Origin of the sequence: Mucilaginibacter sp. NFX135 (genome assembly GCF_048565145.1) — a bacterium.
In the GTDB taxonomy this organism is placed as follows: domain Bacteria; phylum Bacteroidota; class Bacteroidia; order Sphingobacteriales; family Sphingobacteriaceae; genus Mucilaginibacter.
Window position 1 is genome coordinate 3,576,955 of sequence record NZ_CP183412.1, and the last position, 18,995, is coordinate 3,595,949.

The following is an 18,995-nucleotide window of genomic DNA, read 5'->3' on the forward strand; positions in this document are numbered from 1 at the left end:
TGATTTCTCCGCGTTCGAAAATGGCATGGCTTATTATTGAATATCAAATAGATACACCCATTACCCGCTTACAAATATCCATCAGATCATCGGCAATGTTCTTAAAAGTGAGGTTTTGCTGAAAGTAACTCAACACATCTTCTGAAAGCTTTTTTTGATCTGAATTATTAACGGTATAAAGCAATCTTGCCAACGCGTTTGCATCGCCCGGCGGATATAGAAAACCACAGCTCCCGTTTCCGGTAATTTTTTGATAGGGTGGAATATTGGTAACCAGCGGAATACAACCGCAGGCCATAGCTTCCAGCAGGGCATAACCACTGCCTTCTTTATGGCTGCCCGAGACATAGAAATCAGCCGCGCTGTACCAGTAGGATAATTCGTGGTTATCAACCCGCCCCACCATTACCACCGCGTTTGCCAGCAGCTTACTGGAAGCAAACAAAGCCATTACCTCATTGATCATGTCCTCGCTTTGATAGATCATATATAATTTGGCCGATGGTTTTATCTTCAGATACTGCATAAAGCCCAATAAAACAGCGATAGGATCCTTATTAGGGTTTAACCTGCCGACCCATAAAATATTGGTTTCACCGGTCATTTGGGTACGTGTCTTACCTATTTGCTTGTCCTGTTGTTTAAAATGGGTAGACGCCTCTAACAATTCAAATACAGGGGCATCCTGCCCAATGATGTTTCTCTTTTTCCAGATCCCGGCATTACCTGCCGCGGTAAAAATAAAAGCATCGGCAAAACTATAGGCTATTTTTTGCAGCCATCCTTTGATCCCAGCAAAGGGCAACCCGCCGTGATGCTGGATCATAATTTTGAACCCAGCACCACAGAATAATCGCAGGAAAATGACTTGCAGGGGAAATATAAATCCCTGCACCAATACAATGTCAGGCTTTAGTTTTTTGATGTATTGATGCGTTTTTAACGTGACTGACCAAAAACGATTATGGCCTTTAAAAAAGTGATAGGGCACACCATCCATAACAACATGATCTTCAAAAGCGGCGTGTTTAATAAAGCAAAAATCGATCTTATTGATCAAGTACGGCGCAAAGGCCAGGGCAGGGGAATGGTTCTCCTTAACCTGGGCGGCATGGGTATAGTTGCGATGCGCGTAATAAGTAAGATCAACCAGCTTTATCACCTTTTAAAATATTTGATGATCTATAAATTCAAACGGGAAAGTAAATTCGGGCAGATAGGCATGAATCTGTTCTATCAGCTCTCCCAGGTTACCTTCTACGTATTTATAAGTTTTTTCTACCCTGATCAAACTAAAATCGCGTTCCCTTAACGATGGTGCCAACTGCGGTAATAATTCCTGATCAAACAGGCGGATATTGCCCTTATGCATCACCAGGAGTAAATCAGGATGACTAAGGTCATAAAAAGAATCAAGCCCGCTTATTTCATTTTTTTGGCGTGCTATCACCAGGTCAGCATCCTTTCCTTCGCTGATGCAGCCCGTGTTTATTTGCCATACTTTTGCCGCGTCGCTGTTTAGGGACCTGTATAGCTCCCCATCGGTGAGCACACCTATTTTACGGGCCATGGCTATATGATCCCAGATGTTCCAGTTGCTGGTCAGGGTTGAATCGGTGCCAAATATAATGATGGTATGTTGTTTTAACTGGTGAACAGAGGCTGTTTTATTCAACAAATAATAGTTTGACTCTGGGCACCATACAATCCCTTTAAAATTAGCGGCCTGTCTGCCGGTCATGGCCACCGCATGGATCCCAATTAAGGGTCGACTCCATTTATTCCAGCGGATAAGGCTGTCGATTTCTGCCGAAGCGGTCTCATCTGTGCCTTCGCCGGTATGGATCACTACAGGCAAATGTCGTTTCAGGGGATTATTTAATTTAAGTTTCCACAGTTTTTCAAACCCAACGGAGTGCAGATCATGTGTTTCTTCAAAAACGCTGATCAACTCGTTATCAAGGGTTAACCGCTCGCCATGATTAACAACGGTGGTGACCCCACAGAGCAGGTTTTTATACACACCCCAGCGAATACGCAGTTGAACGGGCACCCGCAATATGTGGTTTATTTCTGGTTTATAATGTTGATGAATATACGCCCCCCATTCGGTATAATTTTTATAGATGCGGTTACCCAATTGGGGAAAAAGATTAAAATCCAGATGGTCATGTGAATTGATCAATCCCGGAAATATCAGGACGTTATCAAAACGGAGCTGTAAACCACCAGCATTCCCGGCAATCGGCCCAGGGCTCACCTCGTCAATTTTGCCCTTGCTGATCATGACGTTTATTGTTTGCCCGCTATCGGCCGGTCGCGCACCCTGGAGTATCATTATCCCTTTTTTAAATGAATGCCGTAGATCACCGGGAAACTTTTATATTTTTCATATACATGCAGGGCATTTTGTTTAGCGTAAAAAGGCTTCATGCTTTCATCTATTTTGATCTCTTCCTGTATAAGTAATCGGAAATTATTCCGGAGCAAAGCATCTTTTATGGTATAAATGGGGTGTACATAGTTCTGAACGGCCATTACCGAGTTATTATGCTTGAACGTCCGTTTACCCCCTGATGCCAGTATATGCGGATGAAAATCGGTAATAATGAGCTCGCCGCCACTTTTTAATAAACGGCTCCAGGCCTGCATAGCTTCGTCAATATCTTCAATATGAGCCACGGTAAGGGTGGATATGATCACATCGTAGGTTTCATCCGGAATCACGGAGAACAAATTATTGGTGATCATGTGAGTATGGGCCTGCGGATATTTTTCGTTGAGTTTTTTGAGCATTCCGCCGGATACGTCAAAACCGGTTAATGTGCCGGGCTCTTTGCCGAATAGCAGGGGCCAGTGCCGGCCGGTACCACAACCAATATCGGCTACTTGTTTCCCGTTGATATCAACGTTACTAATGAGCTGTTCAAACAGTTTACCATCCAGGTGCAGCATGAGGTTATCGGGTTGGCTGTCATAGCTCCCGGCCCAGATATCATAGGCATCCACCGCATTTTTTTCGGTTACGGCCGATAATGACCTCTTTTTTTGCAAGTAGTTTTTTATGGTTGCCAGCATAGTAATGATCTTTTATAACAATACGGTACAAAACAGCCGGAGGTTGCCTGCATTTTTTTATTGCTTGCCCCAGGCAACCACTACCCAATGCCAAGCGTAATGTATTAAGAACGGTTTATAATTTTTATGATTTAGGGTTGTGTAAACGATGGGGGTAAAACCCTATCGTTTATTATAAAATTGAACAACCGGTTTTAAGCATTTATAAGTCAAGAATAAATCTGTATGGCAAAAATTAATAAGGTAATACTGTTTAACCCCAGAAGCGCTGTAGCCAAATACCGTATACCCAATTCAATTTTAAATATCGCGGCCTCAATAGAAGGAAAATATGAATGGGCCATTGTTGACGGCAATTGTGAGGCCAACCCCATGGAGAAAATAGAAAGCTATTTACGAACCGGCGAATATGGTTACCTTGGTTTCACGGTAATGCCTGGCCCGCAGTTAAAACAAGCCATTGAAATAGCCAGAGCCATCAAAATAAAATATCCATATACCACCATGATCTGGGGAGGATATTTCCCTTCTAACCAACCAAAAGTAGTATTGGATTCCAAATATGTTGATTTTATTATCAACGGCCCCGGTGATAATGCTTTTCCGCTGCTGATAGATGCATTAGAGAACAGTAAACCATACGAGTTTATCAAAAACCTCATCTACAAGGCCGATGGTAAGATAACCAAAACCATCAAAGAGGACCTGCTTGATCAGGACTCGCTGCCGCCATTACCTTATGATAAGCTGAACAATTTTTATCCCATTGGTAAATTCCTGGGTAAAACCTACCTGGGCGAACATACGCTGGCTTATCATTCCAGCATTGGCTGCCCTTTTACCTGTTCTTTTTGCGCGGTGGTACCTATTTATGAAGCCCGCTGGAAAGCGAAATCGGCACAAACGGTTTATAAGGATGTAAAATACATTAAGGATAAATGGGGAGCCGATGCTATTGAATTTCACGACAATAATTTTTTTGTATCTGAAAAACGTGCGGTCGATTTTTCCAGGCTCATTTTACCTGAGCGCATGACCTGGTGGGGCATGGCCCGTATCGATACCATGGATAAGTTTAAGGATTCGTCGCTGGAGATCATTCGCGAATCGGGCTGCAAATGTATTTTTTTTGGCGCAGAAAGTGGTAACAACGATATCCTGGAACAGATGGATAAAGGCGGCACTCAAACAGGCGAGCAGATCATCCGTTTTGCGGAACGGTTAAAGAAATTTGACATCATCCCCGAATATTCTTTTGTATTGGGCACACCGGCGGCAACACCGGAGCAGGTACAGAAACAGATAGATTTTGAGATCAATTTTATAAAGCAGGTAAAGGCGGTTAACCCTAAAACCGAGATTGTTATTTACACCTATACACCAGTGCCTACAGAAGGTTCTGAACTGTACAAGCAGGTTTTGGAGCAGGGCTTTGCCTATCCTCAAATGCTGGAAGACTGGATAAGCCCGGCCTGGGAAAGTTTTGACCTGCGCAAAAATCCGCTTACACCATGGATAAAACCGGAAATGATTGATAAGATCCGAAATTTCGAAACTGTACTAAACGGCGTTTATCCCACAGTTACAGATATCAGGATGAATGACCTGAAGAGGAGATCGATCAAACTGATATCAAGCCTGCGTTATAAAGCTAACTTATATAAATACCCGTACGAGATAAAGCTATTACAAAGGGTTTGGAAATACCGTCAACCGGAGATCCAGGGATTTTAATTGTTAAACTTTAATTATGTCAGGCCAGTCATTATATCATACTTTTAAGCGTTACCGCACATTGCAAACGCACAGGATATCAGCATTACCCATTGTGATATTAATGCCTCACAGCGCCTGTAATTGCCGTTGTGTGATGTGTGACATCTGGAAGGATAATAAAAACCTGAAGCAATTAACTGAGGCGGATATCAGCGGTTTGCTGGCCTCCCTTAAAGATCTGGGTACCAAACAAGTGCTCATGTCAGGCGGCGAAGCTTTATTGAATACCAATTTTTTTGCATTGTGCCGCATCCTTAAAAATGCAGGTATAAAAGTAACGTTATTGACTACAGGCTTATCTATTAAAACCAATGCAGAACAACTATTAACCTGGGTTGATGATCTCATTGTATCCTTAGATGGTGATGAGCCACTGCATGATGCTATCCGCAACATACCAAATGCCTTCCGTAAACTTAAGGAAGGAGTGGAGCATATTAAAAAACTAAACCCGGCCTATCGCATCACCGGGCGTACGGTGATACACAGGCTCAACTACCGAAACTGGCCGGCTATTATTGCCGAATCAAAAAAAATGGGGCTTAACCAGGTGAGTTTTTTGCCAGCTGATGTTAGCAGTCATGCTTTTAACCGTCAGCAGGCCTGGGAAGAGCCCCGGCAGGACGAAATACGGATAGCAGAGCGCGAACTGCCCGAATTAAATGAGGTGATCAATTACCTGATGACCGAATATGCCGCTGAATTTGATAATGGTTTTATTGCTGAAAGCCGCGAGAAGATCAGGGATATCTATCATTATTACGCCGCTTTTTACGGCCTTAACGCCTTTCCCTATAAAAAATGCAACGCCCCCTGGGTATCCACAGTAGTAGAAGCCGACGGCACCGTAAGGCCCTGCTTTTTTATGGAAACAATGGGTAACATCCGGGATACCCCGCTGAAACAGATTTTAAACAGCGACGAAGCCATCGCTTTTCGCAAGGCATTGGATACCTCGGGGCATCCAACCTGTGTAAAATGCGTTTGCTCGCTTAACCTGTCGCCATTAACCAGTGTCGCTTAACCTATGGAACAGTTAAATCATATACTTTTTACGCATTCCTATTTTTTGCGCTTCGATCCCAAACAATGGGCGCAGGGACAGCCGTATCCACCATTGGGTACTATGTATGCCGCCTCGCTGATGAGGCAGAATAATTATAGCGTATCTCTTTTTGATACCATGTTTAGTCATACGCCCCTGGAGATCACAGATCTGCTGGATAAAACCCGTCCCGGTTTTTTTGTGATTTATGATGATGGTTTTAATTATCTCACCAAAATGTGCCTCACCAACATGCGCGAGGCCGCTTTTGCCATGTGTAAACTGGCCAAAGAGCGTGGCTGCACCGTAATTGTTGCCAGTTCCGATTCAACCGATCGTTTTAAAGAATACCTGGCCGAAGGCGCCGACTTTGTGATCATCGGCGAAGCGGAACATACCTTACTGGAACTGGTTACTGCCATAAAAAATGGCGGTGATTTTTGGGATATACAGGGGCTTGCTTATCTTAAAGCCGGAGTACCAGTTAAAACGCTTGGTCGCCCGGTGCTTAAAGACCTCGATAGTTTGCCTTTACCAGCCTGGGATTTGGTTAACATAGCTCCATACCGCGAATGCTGGTTGCAGCACAAGGGGTATTTTTCGCTTAATGTGGGTACCACCCGCGGCTGCCCCTTTAAATGTAATTGGTGCGCCAAACCTATTTATGGCAACCGCTACAACTCGCGCAGTCCCCAAAATGTGATCACGGAATTGAAACTGATGAAGGAGATGTTTAACATGGATCACATCTGGTTTTGTGATGATATCTTTGGATTGAAACCCGGGTGGGTAGTTGAATTTGCCAGACTGGTAAAACAGGAGGGCCTGCAATTTAAATACAAGCTTCAATCACGGGCCGATCTGTTACTGGAAGATGAGACCATAGCCGCTTTAGCAGCATCCGGCTGTGATAACGTTTGGATAGGCGCAGAGAGTGGTTCGCAAAAGATTCTGGATGCTATGGATAAGGGCACTACCATACAACAGATATACACCGCCACGCAAATGATGAAAAAGCATGGCATAAAACCATCCTTTTTTATCCAATTCGGCTATCCGGGCGAAACCAAGGAGGATATCAGGCGAACCATCCGCATGATCAATAATCTGTTACCTCATGAAATTGGCATCTCGGTTTCGTACCCGCTGCCCGGCACCTTGTTTTATGAAAAGGTAAAGGCCGATCTGCAGCAAAAAACCAACTGGACCGACTCCGACGAGATGGCGCTGATGTTTAGCAATACCTTTAAACCGGCATACTACAAACAGTTGCATAAATATGTACATCAGAACTATCACGCACACCTGGCTAAACATAGCCTGGTAGAGCTGTTGAGCAATCCCTTTAAACCGAGTGTAAAGCGCATCCGCAAAGCGGCATCAGTTTTATACCATGCACCTGCAATGCTGATTGAGCGTTTTAAATTAAGTCAATTGGAAAAGGCATCATGACAAGCGGGGTCAGTATAATGAGCAATAACGAAACCGATGCCTCGACGGCTTTTAGCCGCCAGTCGGGCATTTTTGATGAGATCTATTCCTCCAATACCATTGTTAACTATAAACGGGCAAGGGTGAGGCAGCATGTTTTGCAATACCTGTCACCCAACAGCAGTATACTGGAGCTTAACAGCGGCACCGGCGAAGACGCGTTATTCTTTGCCAAAAATGGTCACCAGGTACACGCCACAGATATATCAACCGGAATGCAGCAGGTATTGCGCCAAAAAACAGAAGCCTATCGCGACAAAATCAGTCAGGAAATCTGTTCTTTTACCCAACTGGAGGAATTGCAAAACCAGGGACCATTTGACCATATATTCTCCAATTTTGGCGGCCTCAATTGTACCGGCGAACTGGACAAGGTTCTTTTGTCTTTTGATCAACTTTTAAAACCCGGCGGCAAGGTAACACTCGTGGTTATTCCCGGTTTTTGCCTTTGGGAAACCCTGCTGGTTTTTAAAGGGAAATTTAAAACGGCTTTCCGCAGATTTTTTAGCAGCAAGGGGCGTATCGCACATATTGAGGGTACTTATTTCAAATGCTGGTATTATAATTCATCGTTCATTATCAATACTTTACATAACTCATATAAAGTATTGGGTATGGAGGGACTCTGCACCATTGTACCGCCATCATACATCGAAGGTTTTGCCGAAAAACACCCCAAAGCTTATCAATTTCTGAAAGCCCAAGAGGATAAATTAAAAAGCCAATGGCCCTGGAAATACATGGGCGACTATTTTATTATTTCGTTGGAGAAGAAATAGCAAATACTCAAGAGGGTGTCATTTCTGCTTGCGCTCGTTTGCAACGAGTGCTTAATATGGTTAAGCGATTGCATCGCTTCTAAAAGTATTTCCTGTTGGATCCGTGAATTTCGCGTTATAAACGCTAACCCAGGTTAAGCGCTCGTTGCAAACGAGCGCAAGTTGAATTTTTTTCTTTTGGGCTTAATATACCTCTTTCACTTGCGCTCGTTTGCAACGAGTGCTTAATATGGTTAAGCGATTGCATCGCTTCTAAAAAATATTCTTTATTTTAGTTGAAACCTTATCCCCATGTCGCACCAATACCGTGTAAGAAACCCAGAAGAGGTTTATTTCGTCACTTTCACCATTGTTGATTGGGTTGATATCTTCACCAGACCTGCGTACAAGCAACTTATAATTGAATCACTAAATTACTGTCAACAGCATAAAGGATTGGAGGTTTATGGTTATTGTTTGATGACAAATCATTTGCACTTGCTTATTTCTGCCAAGCATCTCGCTACATTGCCAGACATTATTCGCGATTTTAAAAAACACACCAGCAAGGAAATAATTAAGCTCATACAGAACGAGCCGGAAAGTCGTCAGGATTGGATACTTTATCGCTTTCAATATCATGCAAAATACAGTAACCGTGTTCGGAACTACAAAGTATGGCAAGATGGCTATCATGGAATAGCATGTGATAATACAAATATGCTTTCGCAGAAGTTGGATTATATTCATAATAATCCTGTAAAGACTGGTATTGTCACCATTCCAGAACATTATCTATATAGTTCGGCTGCAAATTATGCGGGTGAAGATGGATTAATGGAAGTGATATTGTTAGACTTGGTTTCGCGTTATAAACGCTAACCCACGTTAAGCACTCGTTGAAAACGAGCGCAAGTGGACAGGAGCTCATCAAGTATTTATAGTAAAGTATTGTATATTATACAGCAAAGGATAATATTGATTATCTTTAGTATATACAACTGAGACTATGAAAAGGAAATCTGCAAATCGGGGGATGATATGTTTTTTGATCATTGCCTTGATATACACAGGCTGCAAACCTGCACCGGTAATTAAACACAATGGCGAAAAGGACCTGATATCTTTTAAATCCGTTGAGGGCGTCAGTTATACCGAGATCAGCCGCCGACAAAAAAATGGCCTCTCCTTTACTGAAGATGGTTTTCAATTAGAACCTCAGTGGAAGCTGAAATTTGTTTCTGACGACTCTGTTAGTATTTACAGTTTTGATAAAAAAGCCTTTTTGAACTTTCCACTCACCCGTGGTTATGATTCTGTTTTTAATACGGCCAGAACATGGTTAAAATTAAGAAAGATGAGTAAGGATAGCCTGGTGTTCGAGGTCCTGAAATCACAGGCCGATTCAATAGATACAAGGGGAGCAGAAGTGTATATGACCTTTTACGCTAATAATTATATTCAAAACGTATTACATAGTGATATTGCAACAGTCCGACAATCAAGTCGTAAAGATAGTCTGTTTATCAGTTCGTTAGTAAGCCGGGCCAATAGCGATTACAAAAAGGCTTTTGCTGCGCGGCAACCCGTAGTTTTAGTAAGTAAAAGCCCATCAGTAAAAGTAAACAAATGGAAAGCAGAGGGGGATATCTTGAATAATTTTGACACTTCCGATGATTATTTTAATCCAAGTTATAGCATTACGGTCAACAAAGCAGATGCAAATTTTTCCTACTCATTTAGCGTATACGTTGATGACAAGGGACAAATGTATTATGGAAAACCATTGGTTGCCTTTACTGAACAAGGGTACGAGGATGACTATATACATCATTCTAAGGCTGTAATGGACAAGTATCTCATATCCAACCTACAGGCAACGCCAGGTAAAACTTTAAATATGACGCATACAAGCCTTATTAATATTCATGTAGAAGGCAAGAAAAGTTAGCCCGGTTAAAATTAAATTCACTTGCACTTGTTGCAAATTAGAAACGAGCGCAAGCAGGCCTTTTCATGACCATTATTTATTAATTCGCTACACTATGCTGATTTTCTACCAGTAATTGCGCTATTCGTGCTTCGTAGCGACTGATAAGGTTGATCTGGAAATTCTTTGGATCGGGTTTAGCATAATGTTTACCGGTTGCCATGGCCAGCAATACGCCATGATCATTTAAGCGCTTTTCCCGGGTTTTTTGATCCCAGCGACTGGCCGTGATCCTCATGAGTTTATTATCCAGCAACTCGCCCAGGCGGTTGTTCAGTAACCATTCGATAGCGCTTTTAAACGGCAGCCGGCTTAAAGGTTTGGCTGTTGATACCCGCATAATGTGGTTCGGCAGATAATCGCGCGTCCAGGCGTTGGCGGTAAAGAAATCGGCAAAGGTGGTATCGCCTTGTATCGGGATCAGGGTAACCACTTCAGTGGCTGTGTAGATATTCTTTTCGGCAATTTCCAGTTGCTGCTCATCTATATAATAATTCATACAGAAGTAATGCTCCCGGTTAACCAAAAAGGTCAGTTTCTTTAAAAAGTGCATCAGCGTGCGGGCCACCCACATACGGTTGGGAGTGGTAACAATGAACAGATCGATATCTGATTCGGCATCGGCATAATTTTTTGATAACGAGCCCGAAATAGCAATACCACGTACATAAGGAAAACGGATAAGGATATTACCGACCTTGCGGGCCGTTTTAATCATCTCGGCCGCCCTGCGGTTTCCGTCGTTCCTTCTTTTGATCAGGTATGGGTCGTTCTTTAGCGTATAGAATCTGTCGAAACGGTAAATGAGTCTACAACCCACCAGGCAGGTCATGGCCTGATCGAATGTTACCTGATCACATTTAACGGGCAGAAACAAACCTATTTCTTCGCGCGTAAGCGGGTAATTGAACACATCGAAATAGGCCAGTGTTGCTAATATGTTTTTTTTGATCTCTGCCACAGTGCTGTATATTTAGTAGTTATACTATTATGACGTAGCAGCCAATACGTTGGTTGCCAGTGGTATTAAATATTCATCAGTTTTTTGCTGCTCTTTGATAATTGTTTCATTATCAGGAGCCGAGAACAGGAAAAAAGAAAAGAAAAAGCTGTAAAACATCACACCTTTATCTACATCGAGTATGTTTTCACTTACAGATACCACAGCTATGATCAACATAAAACTGATGAACAGCACATCTTTTCTTTTGAAGGCTATTTTAAATCCATAAACCAGGGTTAGTATATAAATGGCTAATCCCCATACACCTGATTTCAATACAAAACTGATATACTGATTATGCGAGTTTAGACCTTTGAGATAGGAGCTGTACATTTTAGCATTATAAAAATCGTCTTTCAATAAGCTCACCTCCGAACCCGAGCCATACCCCAATAATGGTTTATCTTTTATCCGCGCGGCAGCAACCCGCCAGCGTTCAAAACGTGAATCGGAGTTCCGTGGAATGGTTTTATCTGTTGAAATGTCGTCTTTCAGAAGGGTTACGTAGCGATCCCTGAAGGTTGATATGCTTAAAATACCCGCGATTGCGGTTACTGTGATTAATAGGCCGGTGAGTGTATAGCGCCGGCGTTGCCTGCCCTTTAACAAAAACCAGGGTAGCACCACATTTACAGCCACAAACAGGATAAACAGTATCGATTTGGAACTCAGCTGCACCATGCCGCATATCAGGATAAGGCAACTGATGCTATACACGTTTCTTAACGACCTTGATGTTACTCTCCTGATTAAAACCGACAGGAGATAAACCAATGCTATAACCAACTGAAATGAAAAAAAGGTGGCATGGATCTTTAACGGGCCGGCAAAATTATGGTTAGTAAAACCTTCGCCAAAAATTGCCCTTAATGGCATATGATAAAACCTGACAGTGACCAGAACAACCGCGAACAGGTAAAAAACCGTCAACGCGCAAACCAGCGAAAAGCCCATTAATAAGCTTTCCCGGTACTTTTTCAAATCAAGCCCATTGAGCAGGAACACAACCGGGAATAGTAAAAGAGGGATCCTTAGCGTCCATTCATTAAAAGCAGCCTTTGGGTTGATGGTATAAATGGTGGCGATGATGGTAATAAATAAAACGGAAGGCAGTATCAGCAGCTTAAAAGTACGTAATGATTTTAGCTTGCTTTTATCCAGATGAATGAGCGTGTGCAGCGTAAAACTAATGAGGATGATATGGCTGTAAAACATATCAAAGGGTAGGCTTGCCATGAGCAAGAGCACATGGTAATAGCTTATCCTATTTACAGCGGTATCATTAATGAGCAATAATTGCTTCATGATTGGCGTGTTTATAGCTTTCAACAATAAATTCCTCATACTGATCAATCACCCGTTCCCAGTTAAACTGATCCTGGATCTTATGCAGGTTATTCATCACCATGCTTTTTTCTGTGTCTTGGCGCTGTACGTTTTCCACCAGTTCCTGTACTTCGCCGGCATTGGAGAAATAAAAAGCATCGGTATTCAGCACCGATTTATTAAAGGGATTGTTATGCGCGGCTATCAAGGCTTCGCTGGCCATAGCTTCCAGCAAAGATGGATTGGTGCCGCCTACGCTATGCCCGTGAAAATACAGGTAAGAGTTATTTTGCAGCGACCTCACTTTGGGATTATCAAAAATAGATCCTTTAAATTCTATACGCTCATCGTTATTAAACTTGTTGGTGATGTACTTGCCAAAGCGGTTGCCGGTATCGCCCAAAACTTTGAATTTTCTGGAAGAGTTGCTTTTATTAAACCCATCCAAAATAGTTTCAATATTGTTCTCGGGCTCCATACGTGCCATCAGCAGAAAATAATCTTCTTTTAAGGCTTCGTTAAAGTCGTACTGTTCACGTTCAAGATCTGAGTAAACATCGGCACCATAAGGAATGTATTCGCTGTTGATATTATATTTATCAGCCAGGTATGATTTGATCACCCTGGAGTCGGCTACATAATAATGACTGTATTTTACAGCCAGCTTTTCGGCATATTTTAAAAACTGCTGTACCGGTTTAGAGTACTTGGAACGTTTCCACTCCATACCATCCATATTGGTGATGATGGTACTATTTTTTGGATAAAGTTTGCCCCAAACCGAGCTGCTGGTATAGCCCATAATGAGTACCACATCAAACTTGTTTTTGCGGGCATCCAACAGGCAATTCATATCATAAACAAATTGCCCGGCGGTACCTATCAGGTATTCCGGGTCGTAGCAGTGTTTTATCTCTACGCCGTTCCAGCTATCCTGGGTATACGGATGGTTGTGCGAATTATAAACGGTTACCGAATGACCGCGTTTTACCAAACCGGCTGATACATATTCAGATATATGCTCAAACCCACCGTAATAATTGGGGATGCCCCGGGTTCCTAATATGGCTATACGTAATTTCATGGCTATAATACTGATTGATATGCTTTTAATGTTTGTGAAGCCGCCTGTTTCCAGGTGTATTGTTTTAATATGCGATGTCTTAAGGTTTCGTTATAAGGCGTAGTACTGGCTTTTTCAACAGCGGCCAGGATACTTTCAGGTGATGAGGGGTCGCAATAAAAGGCATCGTCGGCAAAATACTCACGTACATCACCCTTATCACTGGTTACGATATTGCAGCCCATCAGTGCAGCCTCGATCGAGCTTAGGCCGGTGGTTTCAAACCAACTGGGCAGGATATGCACTTTTGCCCTGCGATAATATTTCACCAGTTCCTGTTGAGGGATGTGGTCGATAAAGCCCACATTTTCTGCGGCTATCTCCCGGCATTCCTGGTAATAGGCCAGCTGGTTAGGTGCGTGTGTACCAATCAATAGCAAGCGGTAGGGGGTATTATTCAACGCGCGTATCAGGTTCAGCTGATTTTTGATGCCTTCTATCCGGGCGGCACAGATTACCAGTTTCTCGTCTTTTTTAATTTCCGGATCATATTGAAACATATTCTGATCGGCACCGTTAGGTACCACCAGGTGTTTTACCTTGCGTTCGTACGATTGGATCACCCGCCGATATTCTGACTCTGAATTGGGCAGTATCATGGCGGCGCGGCTCAATATATTCTTGATGCTCTTACGCTGGCCAAGCCAGGTATAAGATAAACTTGCCAAACTATCGCGCCCCAGCAGGTAACGGGCTATGGATTTAATATACTCGATGGTATCGGTCGACAGGTAACGAAGCAGTCTGCCCATGCCTTTGCGGTGGTATTTATCATACTCACCGTAATTGCACAAAATGGTGGATACCACGTAAGGTTTACCAGCTTTTTGGCTATGATACAATATATCAGCCGGGCGGGTAAGATTAAAAAAATGCAGCAGATCGTAATGACCATAGGATATACTTTCGTTAGCCAATCTGATATCGGCAGTGATGCCCATTTCTGTGAGGTGCCGTGCCGTTTGTACCGCCTGAATCGTGTCGCCGCCGGGTACGGTGTATATGGTAGACCGGGTTATAAATGCTACTTTGATCATTGTGCCTGCCTCCCGGTGCTCATTTTATACAGCCACATCACCAGTTTTTCTGGCAGGTAGCTAACTGTGTATAATAAATAATTATCCAATCGTAAGGGTGATATGCTGATAGCCTTGGCTACATGCCCACGTGCTTTTTGCGGATGGTAATTGTTGACTAATAGTTTTTTGGCACATAAGGCATAATAGGAGCCATGTTTAACCCGGCGCAATTGCTGCTTTTCGCCCATTGCGGTTAGTTGAGCACCTTCATCTGCTGTGACGACCCTGCTTTTGAGCGTGTTATATTTTATTTTGAGGAATTTTCGCGGACGCCACTTTTCGTCGATGGTGATAGATTCTGGATTTAACCTCAGTTTTATCAGTGGTTGCGAAAAATTATAGGCCTTTTGATCTTTAAGGATGTTTACCCATAAAAAATGATCCTCATAGGTATAAGCATATTCGTTGTAGCCGCCCGCTTTTACGATCACCTCTTTTTTATAGCATACGGTGGAGTGTATAAACGGACAAACAAAAGATGCCAGTTGCTGAATATCTTCATTATTGACAGCCGGCGGGGTGGAGGTAAAAAGATAAGTACCCTCCATATCCATATAGTCGGCCGCGGAGCCTATAATGCTGTAATCGGGATTATTTATCATAAAATCATATTGTAGCTGTAAGCGCCTGGGATGGCAAACATCATCAGCATCAAACCGGGCGATATAAGGCGCACGGGCGTATTTCAACCCGGTATTCAGGGCCAGCGACACGCCTTTGTTGTCCTGGTGTATCATCACTATGCGGGGGTCGGTAAATGAGTTGATCACATCGGCTGTATCATCTGTTGATCCATCATTAATAATCAGCAGCTCAAAATCGGTAAACGATTGCCCCAAAACCGACCCGATAGCATCCGCGATGTATTTACCCGCATTATAGGCGGGCATTAAAACCGTTATTTTGGGTGTATCAAAATTCATTGTTGAATAGGTTTAACGATTTGATTTTCTTTGATATTGAGCAGTAGCAGCAGCTCAAAAAAAACCATGACCGATAGTTGCTCAAACCAGTAATCGGTAAACAGCACTGCCAGCATTAAAAACAGTATGGGTATGCCGTAGGTGAGCTTTTTATAATGTTTGGCAAAAAAGCCTATGTAATAGATTATAAACAGGATAAGACCAAGCAGACCATATTCTGCCAACAATTGATCATAAACCGAGAATGGGCTATTGATTAGGGAATGATAACCAGATCGTTTGCTAAAGAAATTTAGGTACAAATCGAGATGATTGACCAGGAAATCATGATTGATATAAATATCACTGGAAGGATAGCCCCCCGCAAAAGCAAATCCTGCCGCCCGGTAAGCGATCTTTGACGAAAAATTACCCATGCCGGCTCCGGTTAAAGTCTTACTCAAATGCCCGCGAAAAAGAGCCGTGGTTTGCAAAAGTCCCATGGCCTTTCCGGGTAAAGGAGCGATATAATTATTATTCCCGGATATAGGCAGGGCGGCCTTGTGCTCCCTTATAAAATCCAGTAGTTGTAATTGTTCAACCGGTGTTTCCTTTTTGCTTTGGTAATAATCGCTATTAATATCATCCTCTTTAATCGCTATACGCCCGCCTTCGGCCAGGTAAACGTTTTTTGCATACCTGGGGCGTTTGCTCGCCCGTATCGAATCCAATATTTTGCCGACGCTGTCCAGGTATAAAGTAGCTATCTTTTCTTTACACTCTTCGGGCGTCAGCGTGTTGTCGGGGCGGTCTGTAATGCGCAGGTTTGCCTGTATGTTTTTGTGTTTGGTGTCGGTATTTACAGGTATATGTTTCTTAAATAGATGAACCAGCGTTAGCGTGGCGTATTTATTATTCTGCGGCGATATTTTCGCCATAAAAACAATCAAAAAAACAAGACAAACAACAACAAGGCTTTTTTGGTAACGGTTGGTTTTAAAAGCAAACAGCAACAGTAATATGGGTAATAAAGCCAGGTTAATGAAATTACTGCCGGTAAGCAGCAACGAAGCCATACAAACTAAAAGCATTACCGCGTTTTTCCTGATCAAAAAGTAAACTACACCAAAGGCGTTCAAAGTGGCATTGGTGATGGAAGTATCAAAGGTTATACCTTTAATGTAATCGCCGGTATTGATAAAGTATTTCTGATATTGCCCCTGGTAAGTATAGGGGTTGATAGCATGCGTTTTTAGGACGATAATTACCAGCGTTAATATTGATATTAAGGTATTGATAATAAAGAAGGCGGTTATTGTTTGATGTACTATCTGGGTTGGGGTATTATCTACAGCCAGTTTAACCTGGTGTATGGCCAATATGCACAGCAGCCAAAAGCTAATTCCTGTAACTAACAGGATATTATAATGACTATCTGCATAGCCTTTATAAATGAGCCAATCAACTAAAGCAATAACGATGATCAGCGGATAAAAAAGCGGCAGGCGGGAGCCTTTAAATCTAAATCCGAACTTAAAATTGCATGGCCAAAGGCTAAACAAAATAATAATCGGAATTTTTATGGCCAGCTTTACGTTTAAAAACAACAGCAAAAAGGCGAGTAATCTCCAATCCACCTTATCCTTTATTCTATGCTTATAAAAAGCCACTGCTCTGGTCAACATGCTCCGGTTTCTTTATAATCATTACGACCTGAAAATGGGATTGGTTGCCTGAGTTTATTTTAAAAAAGAACCAGGGGATTAGTATCAAGTATCAAGACTTTTTGTAGGAATGCGCCAGTTCAAGCGTCCACGCTTGAACTAACTTCCGATGAGCGTCCACGCTCAATTTCGTCATCTGCATAAACGTCAACGGAATATTTACCCATACAAATGCAGGAATCGTGAGCGCGGACGCTCACCAGTTTTGCATTCAAGCGTGGACTCTTGAATGGGCGTTGCTTTTTTTTAAATCGTGATACTCGATACTAACTACTTGATACGCTCACCTAACAGTATTTTGCTGAGATCTTTATAATCGGCGGGTTTGATTTGGCGGGTAATTATTATGATCAAAAAGTAAAAAACTATTGAAGCGGGTATAGCCATCCAGAAGTTTTGGAAAAGCAATTTGGCTGCTGCACCACTAACAATCGCACAGGCAGTGCACTTTAGTAAAACAAGCAAGGTTCCGTTCAATTCGCTTATTTTATTTTTCGAATTAAATAAAACAGCCTGTATAACACATGCTGCCAAAAAAGCAATGGCCGCACCTTCGTTTTTAAAAAAAGGGATCAACAACAGATCGCCGGCAACATTTATGGCAAACGTTACCAGGAAAACTTGCAGGATCATTTTGAGCCGGTTTTGTACAAAATATATCGTCCAGAAAAAGTTCATGACATATATAAAGGGAAGGCATAACGACAGGATGAAAATGGTATAGCTATTTACAACGCCATACTTCCCCCCGGTAACGTAATCAATCAAAGGGTTCCAGCACATGTTTAATAGTAAACCGGTAAACGCGGCAATAACCATCTCCGCCCTGATAATCAGTTGGAGATAGCTTCTGTTATAGCTTTCATTTTTAAACAAACGGGTAAATCTGGGTATCAATAAAGGGGCGATGGCCAGCAGGGGCAGGGTAGATATTTCGAATACTTTATAGGCAAAGCTATATTCGGCCAGTTTTACTGCCGATACCATGAAACCGATAAACAGCCAGTCAAACCGGGCCAGCGCCGAGGTGATCAGTACAACACCTATTTGTGGTAACGATTGTATGAGCAACAAACCGTATTCCGTTTTATTCCATCGCGGTGCAATGGAAATGTGGATGTATTTTTTGAACAGATAAACAGAACATAACAATTCCAATGTATCACCCGCTATAAATACCCACATGATATGATCAATGCTGAGCAAATGCGTTGCCGCCAGCACAACCAAGGCACTGCCCCGCACTATGTTTGATACTATCAGCATATAAGCCTGCAGCTTAAATCGCTCCATCCCGCCGGATACCTGTTTCAGTGGGGTAGAGAAAAAGATCATGAGCTTGCCTGCTCCTACAAATAAAATAAGCCGGTAAAGCAGGGCGTCGCCGGCGAAAACCATTTTGCCTAATACCAGGATCGCATAAAACAGAATCCCCGTAAAAACTACATGGAATATATAGATGGATAATACGCTGCGGGCATCATCACCATGAGCTACTTTTTTAACTACTGTTTGATCAATACCAAAAGAAAGAATGTTGAATGAGGTAAATACTACCGTAAGCGCAAGATTGATAAGACCAAAGCTATCTTTACTTAGATTTACCGAGAGTACATAAAACATTAGCACACCAAACAATTGATTGATCACCAATTGCAGTGTATTGGCCGACAGATTTTGGATCAGCCTTTTTTTCATGG

16 protein-coding genes are annotated in these 18,995 nt (G+C 42.5%); 6 read left to right on the forward strand and 10 right to left on the reverse strand.

Annotation, left to right across the window (positions count from 1 at the left end; all coding sequences use genetic code 11):
* Nucleotides 1-43 precede the first annotated feature (43 nt).
* From ACNURT_RS15015 to ACNURT_RS15025, 3 genes are read right to left on the reverse strand one after another with little or no spacing between them, the layout of a single operon-like run.
* Nucleotides 44-1,162 (reverse strand): glycosyltransferase family 4 protein, encoded by a 1,119-nt coding sequence (locus ACNURT_RS15015; protein WP_419698370.1) that lies wholly within the window; start codon nt 1,160-1,162, stop codon nt 44-46.
* A gap of 3 nt (nt 1,163-1,165) precedes the next feature.
* Nucleotides 1,166-2,338, reverse strand: coding sequence for an amidohydrolase family protein (locus tag ACNURT_RS15020; protein WP_419698371.1), 1,173 nt, complete (start codon nt 2,336-2,338; stop codon nt 1,166-1,168).
* Nucleotides 2,338-3,078, reverse strand: coding sequence for a class I SAM-dependent methyltransferase (locus tag ACNURT_RS15025; protein ID WP_419698372.1), 741 nt, complete (start codon nt 3,076-3,078; stop codon nt 2,338-2,340). The genes ACNURT_RS15020 and ACNURT_RS15025 overlap by 1 nt, the downstream gene beginning before the upstream one ends.
* A 225-nt stretch (nt 3,079-3,303) precedes the next feature.
* Between ACNURT_RS15025 and ACNURT_RS15030 the strand changes: the two genes are divergently transcribed.
* The 6 genes from ACNURT_RS15030 (at nt 3,304) to ACNURT_RS15055 (ending at nt 10,099) form a co-directional block, all read left to right on the forward strand.
* A complete protein-coding gene (locus ACNURT_RS15030) occupies nt 3,304-4,812 on the forward strand; it encodes a B12-binding domain-containing radical SAM protein (RefSeq protein ID WP_419698373.1) in 1,509 nt (502 codons plus the stop codon).
* A 16-nt stretch (nt 4,813-4,828) separates the two neighbouring features.
* A complete protein-coding gene (locus tag ACNURT_RS15035) occupies nt 4,829-5,878 on the forward strand; it encodes a radical SAM protein (protein WP_419698374.1) in 1,050 nt (349 codons plus the stop codon).
* Nucleotides 5,879-5,881: 3 nt separating this feature from the next.
* Nucleotides 5,882-7,351 carry a B12-binding domain-containing radical SAM protein gene (locus ACNURT_RS15040; protein WP_419698375.1) on the forward strand — a complete coding sequence of 490 codons (1,470 nt, stop codon included), beginning with the start codon at nt 5,882-5,884 and terminating at the stop codon, nt 7,349-7,351.
* A gap of 17 nt (nt 7,352-7,368) precedes the next feature.
* Nucleotides 7,369-8,169: a class I SAM-dependent methyltransferase gene (locus tag ACNURT_RS15045; protein WP_419698376.1), complete on the forward strand. Its 801-nt coding sequence runs from the start codon at nt 7,369-7,371 to the stop codon at nt 8,167-8,169.
* Nucleotides 8,170-8,460: 291 nt separating this feature from the next.
* Nucleotides 8,461-9,030: an REP-associated tyrosine transposase gene (locus tag ACNURT_RS15050; RefSeq protein ID WP_419698377.1), complete on the forward strand. Its 570-nt coding sequence runs from the start codon at nt 8,461-8,463 to the stop codon at nt 9,028-9,030.
* A 127-nt stretch (nt 9,031-9,157) separates the two neighbouring features.
* On the forward strand, nt 9,158-10,099 hold the full coding sequence (locus tag ACNURT_RS15055; RefSeq protein WP_419698378.1) for a hypothetical protein: 942 nt from the start codon (nt 9,158-9,160) through the stop codon (nt 10,097-10,099).
* Nucleotides 10,100-10,178: 79 nt separating this feature from the next.
* Here the strand turns inward: ACNURT_RS15055 and ACNURT_RS15060 are convergent, their stop codons facing one another.
* The 7 genes from ACNURT_RS15060 to ACNURT_RS15090 all read right to left on the reverse strand — a co-directional run bounded on the left by ACNURT_RS15060 (nt 10,179) and on the right by ACNURT_RS15090 (nt 18,993).
* Entirely contained in the window at nt 10,179-11,099 is a 921-nt protein-coding gene (locus tag ACNURT_RS15060; protein WP_419698379.1) for a hypothetical protein, read from the reverse strand.
* Nucleotides 11,100-11,126: 27 nt separating this feature from the next.
* On the reverse strand, nt 11,127-12,446 hold the full coding sequence (locus ACNURT_RS15065; RefSeq protein ID WP_419698380.1) for an O-antigen ligase family protein: 1,320 nt from the start codon (nt 12,444-12,446) through the stop codon (nt 11,127-11,129).
* Entirely contained in the window at nt 12,424-13,551 is a 1,128-nt protein-coding gene (locus ACNURT_RS15070; RefSeq protein ID WP_370996468.1) for a DUF1972 domain-containing protein, read from the reverse strand. Before ACNURT_RS15070 ends, ACNURT_RS15065 begins: the two co-directional genes overlap by 23 nt.
* Nucleotides 13,552-13,553: 2 nt before the next feature.
* Complete coding sequence (locus ACNURT_RS15075; RefSeq protein ID WP_419698381.1) at nt 13,554-14,627, reverse strand: glycosyltransferase family 4 protein; 1,074 nt, start codon at nt 14,625-14,627, stop codon at nt 13,554-13,556.
* Nucleotides 14,624-15,592 carry a glycosyltransferase family 2 protein gene (locus ACNURT_RS15080; RefSeq protein ID WP_419698382.1) on the reverse strand — a complete coding sequence of 323 codons (969 nt, stop codon included), beginning with the start codon at nt 15,590-15,592 and terminating at the stop codon, nt 14,624-14,626. Before ACNURT_RS15080 ends, ACNURT_RS15075 begins: the two co-directional genes overlap by 4 nt.
* Nucleotides 15,589-17,256: a hypothetical protein gene (locus ACNURT_RS15085; RefSeq protein ID WP_419698383.1), complete on the reverse strand. Its 1,668-nt coding sequence runs from the start codon at nt 17,254-17,256 to the stop codon at nt 15,589-15,591. Before ACNURT_RS15085 ends, ACNURT_RS15080 begins: the two co-directional genes overlap by 4 nt.
* Before the next feature lie 309 nt (nt 17,257-17,565).
* Nucleotides 17,566-18,993: an oligosaccharide flippase family protein gene (locus ACNURT_RS15090; protein WP_419698384.1), complete on the reverse strand. Its 1,428-nt coding sequence runs from the start codon at nt 18,991-18,993 to the stop codon at nt 17,566-17,568.
* Nucleotides 18,994-18,995: the final 2 nt, after the last annotated feature.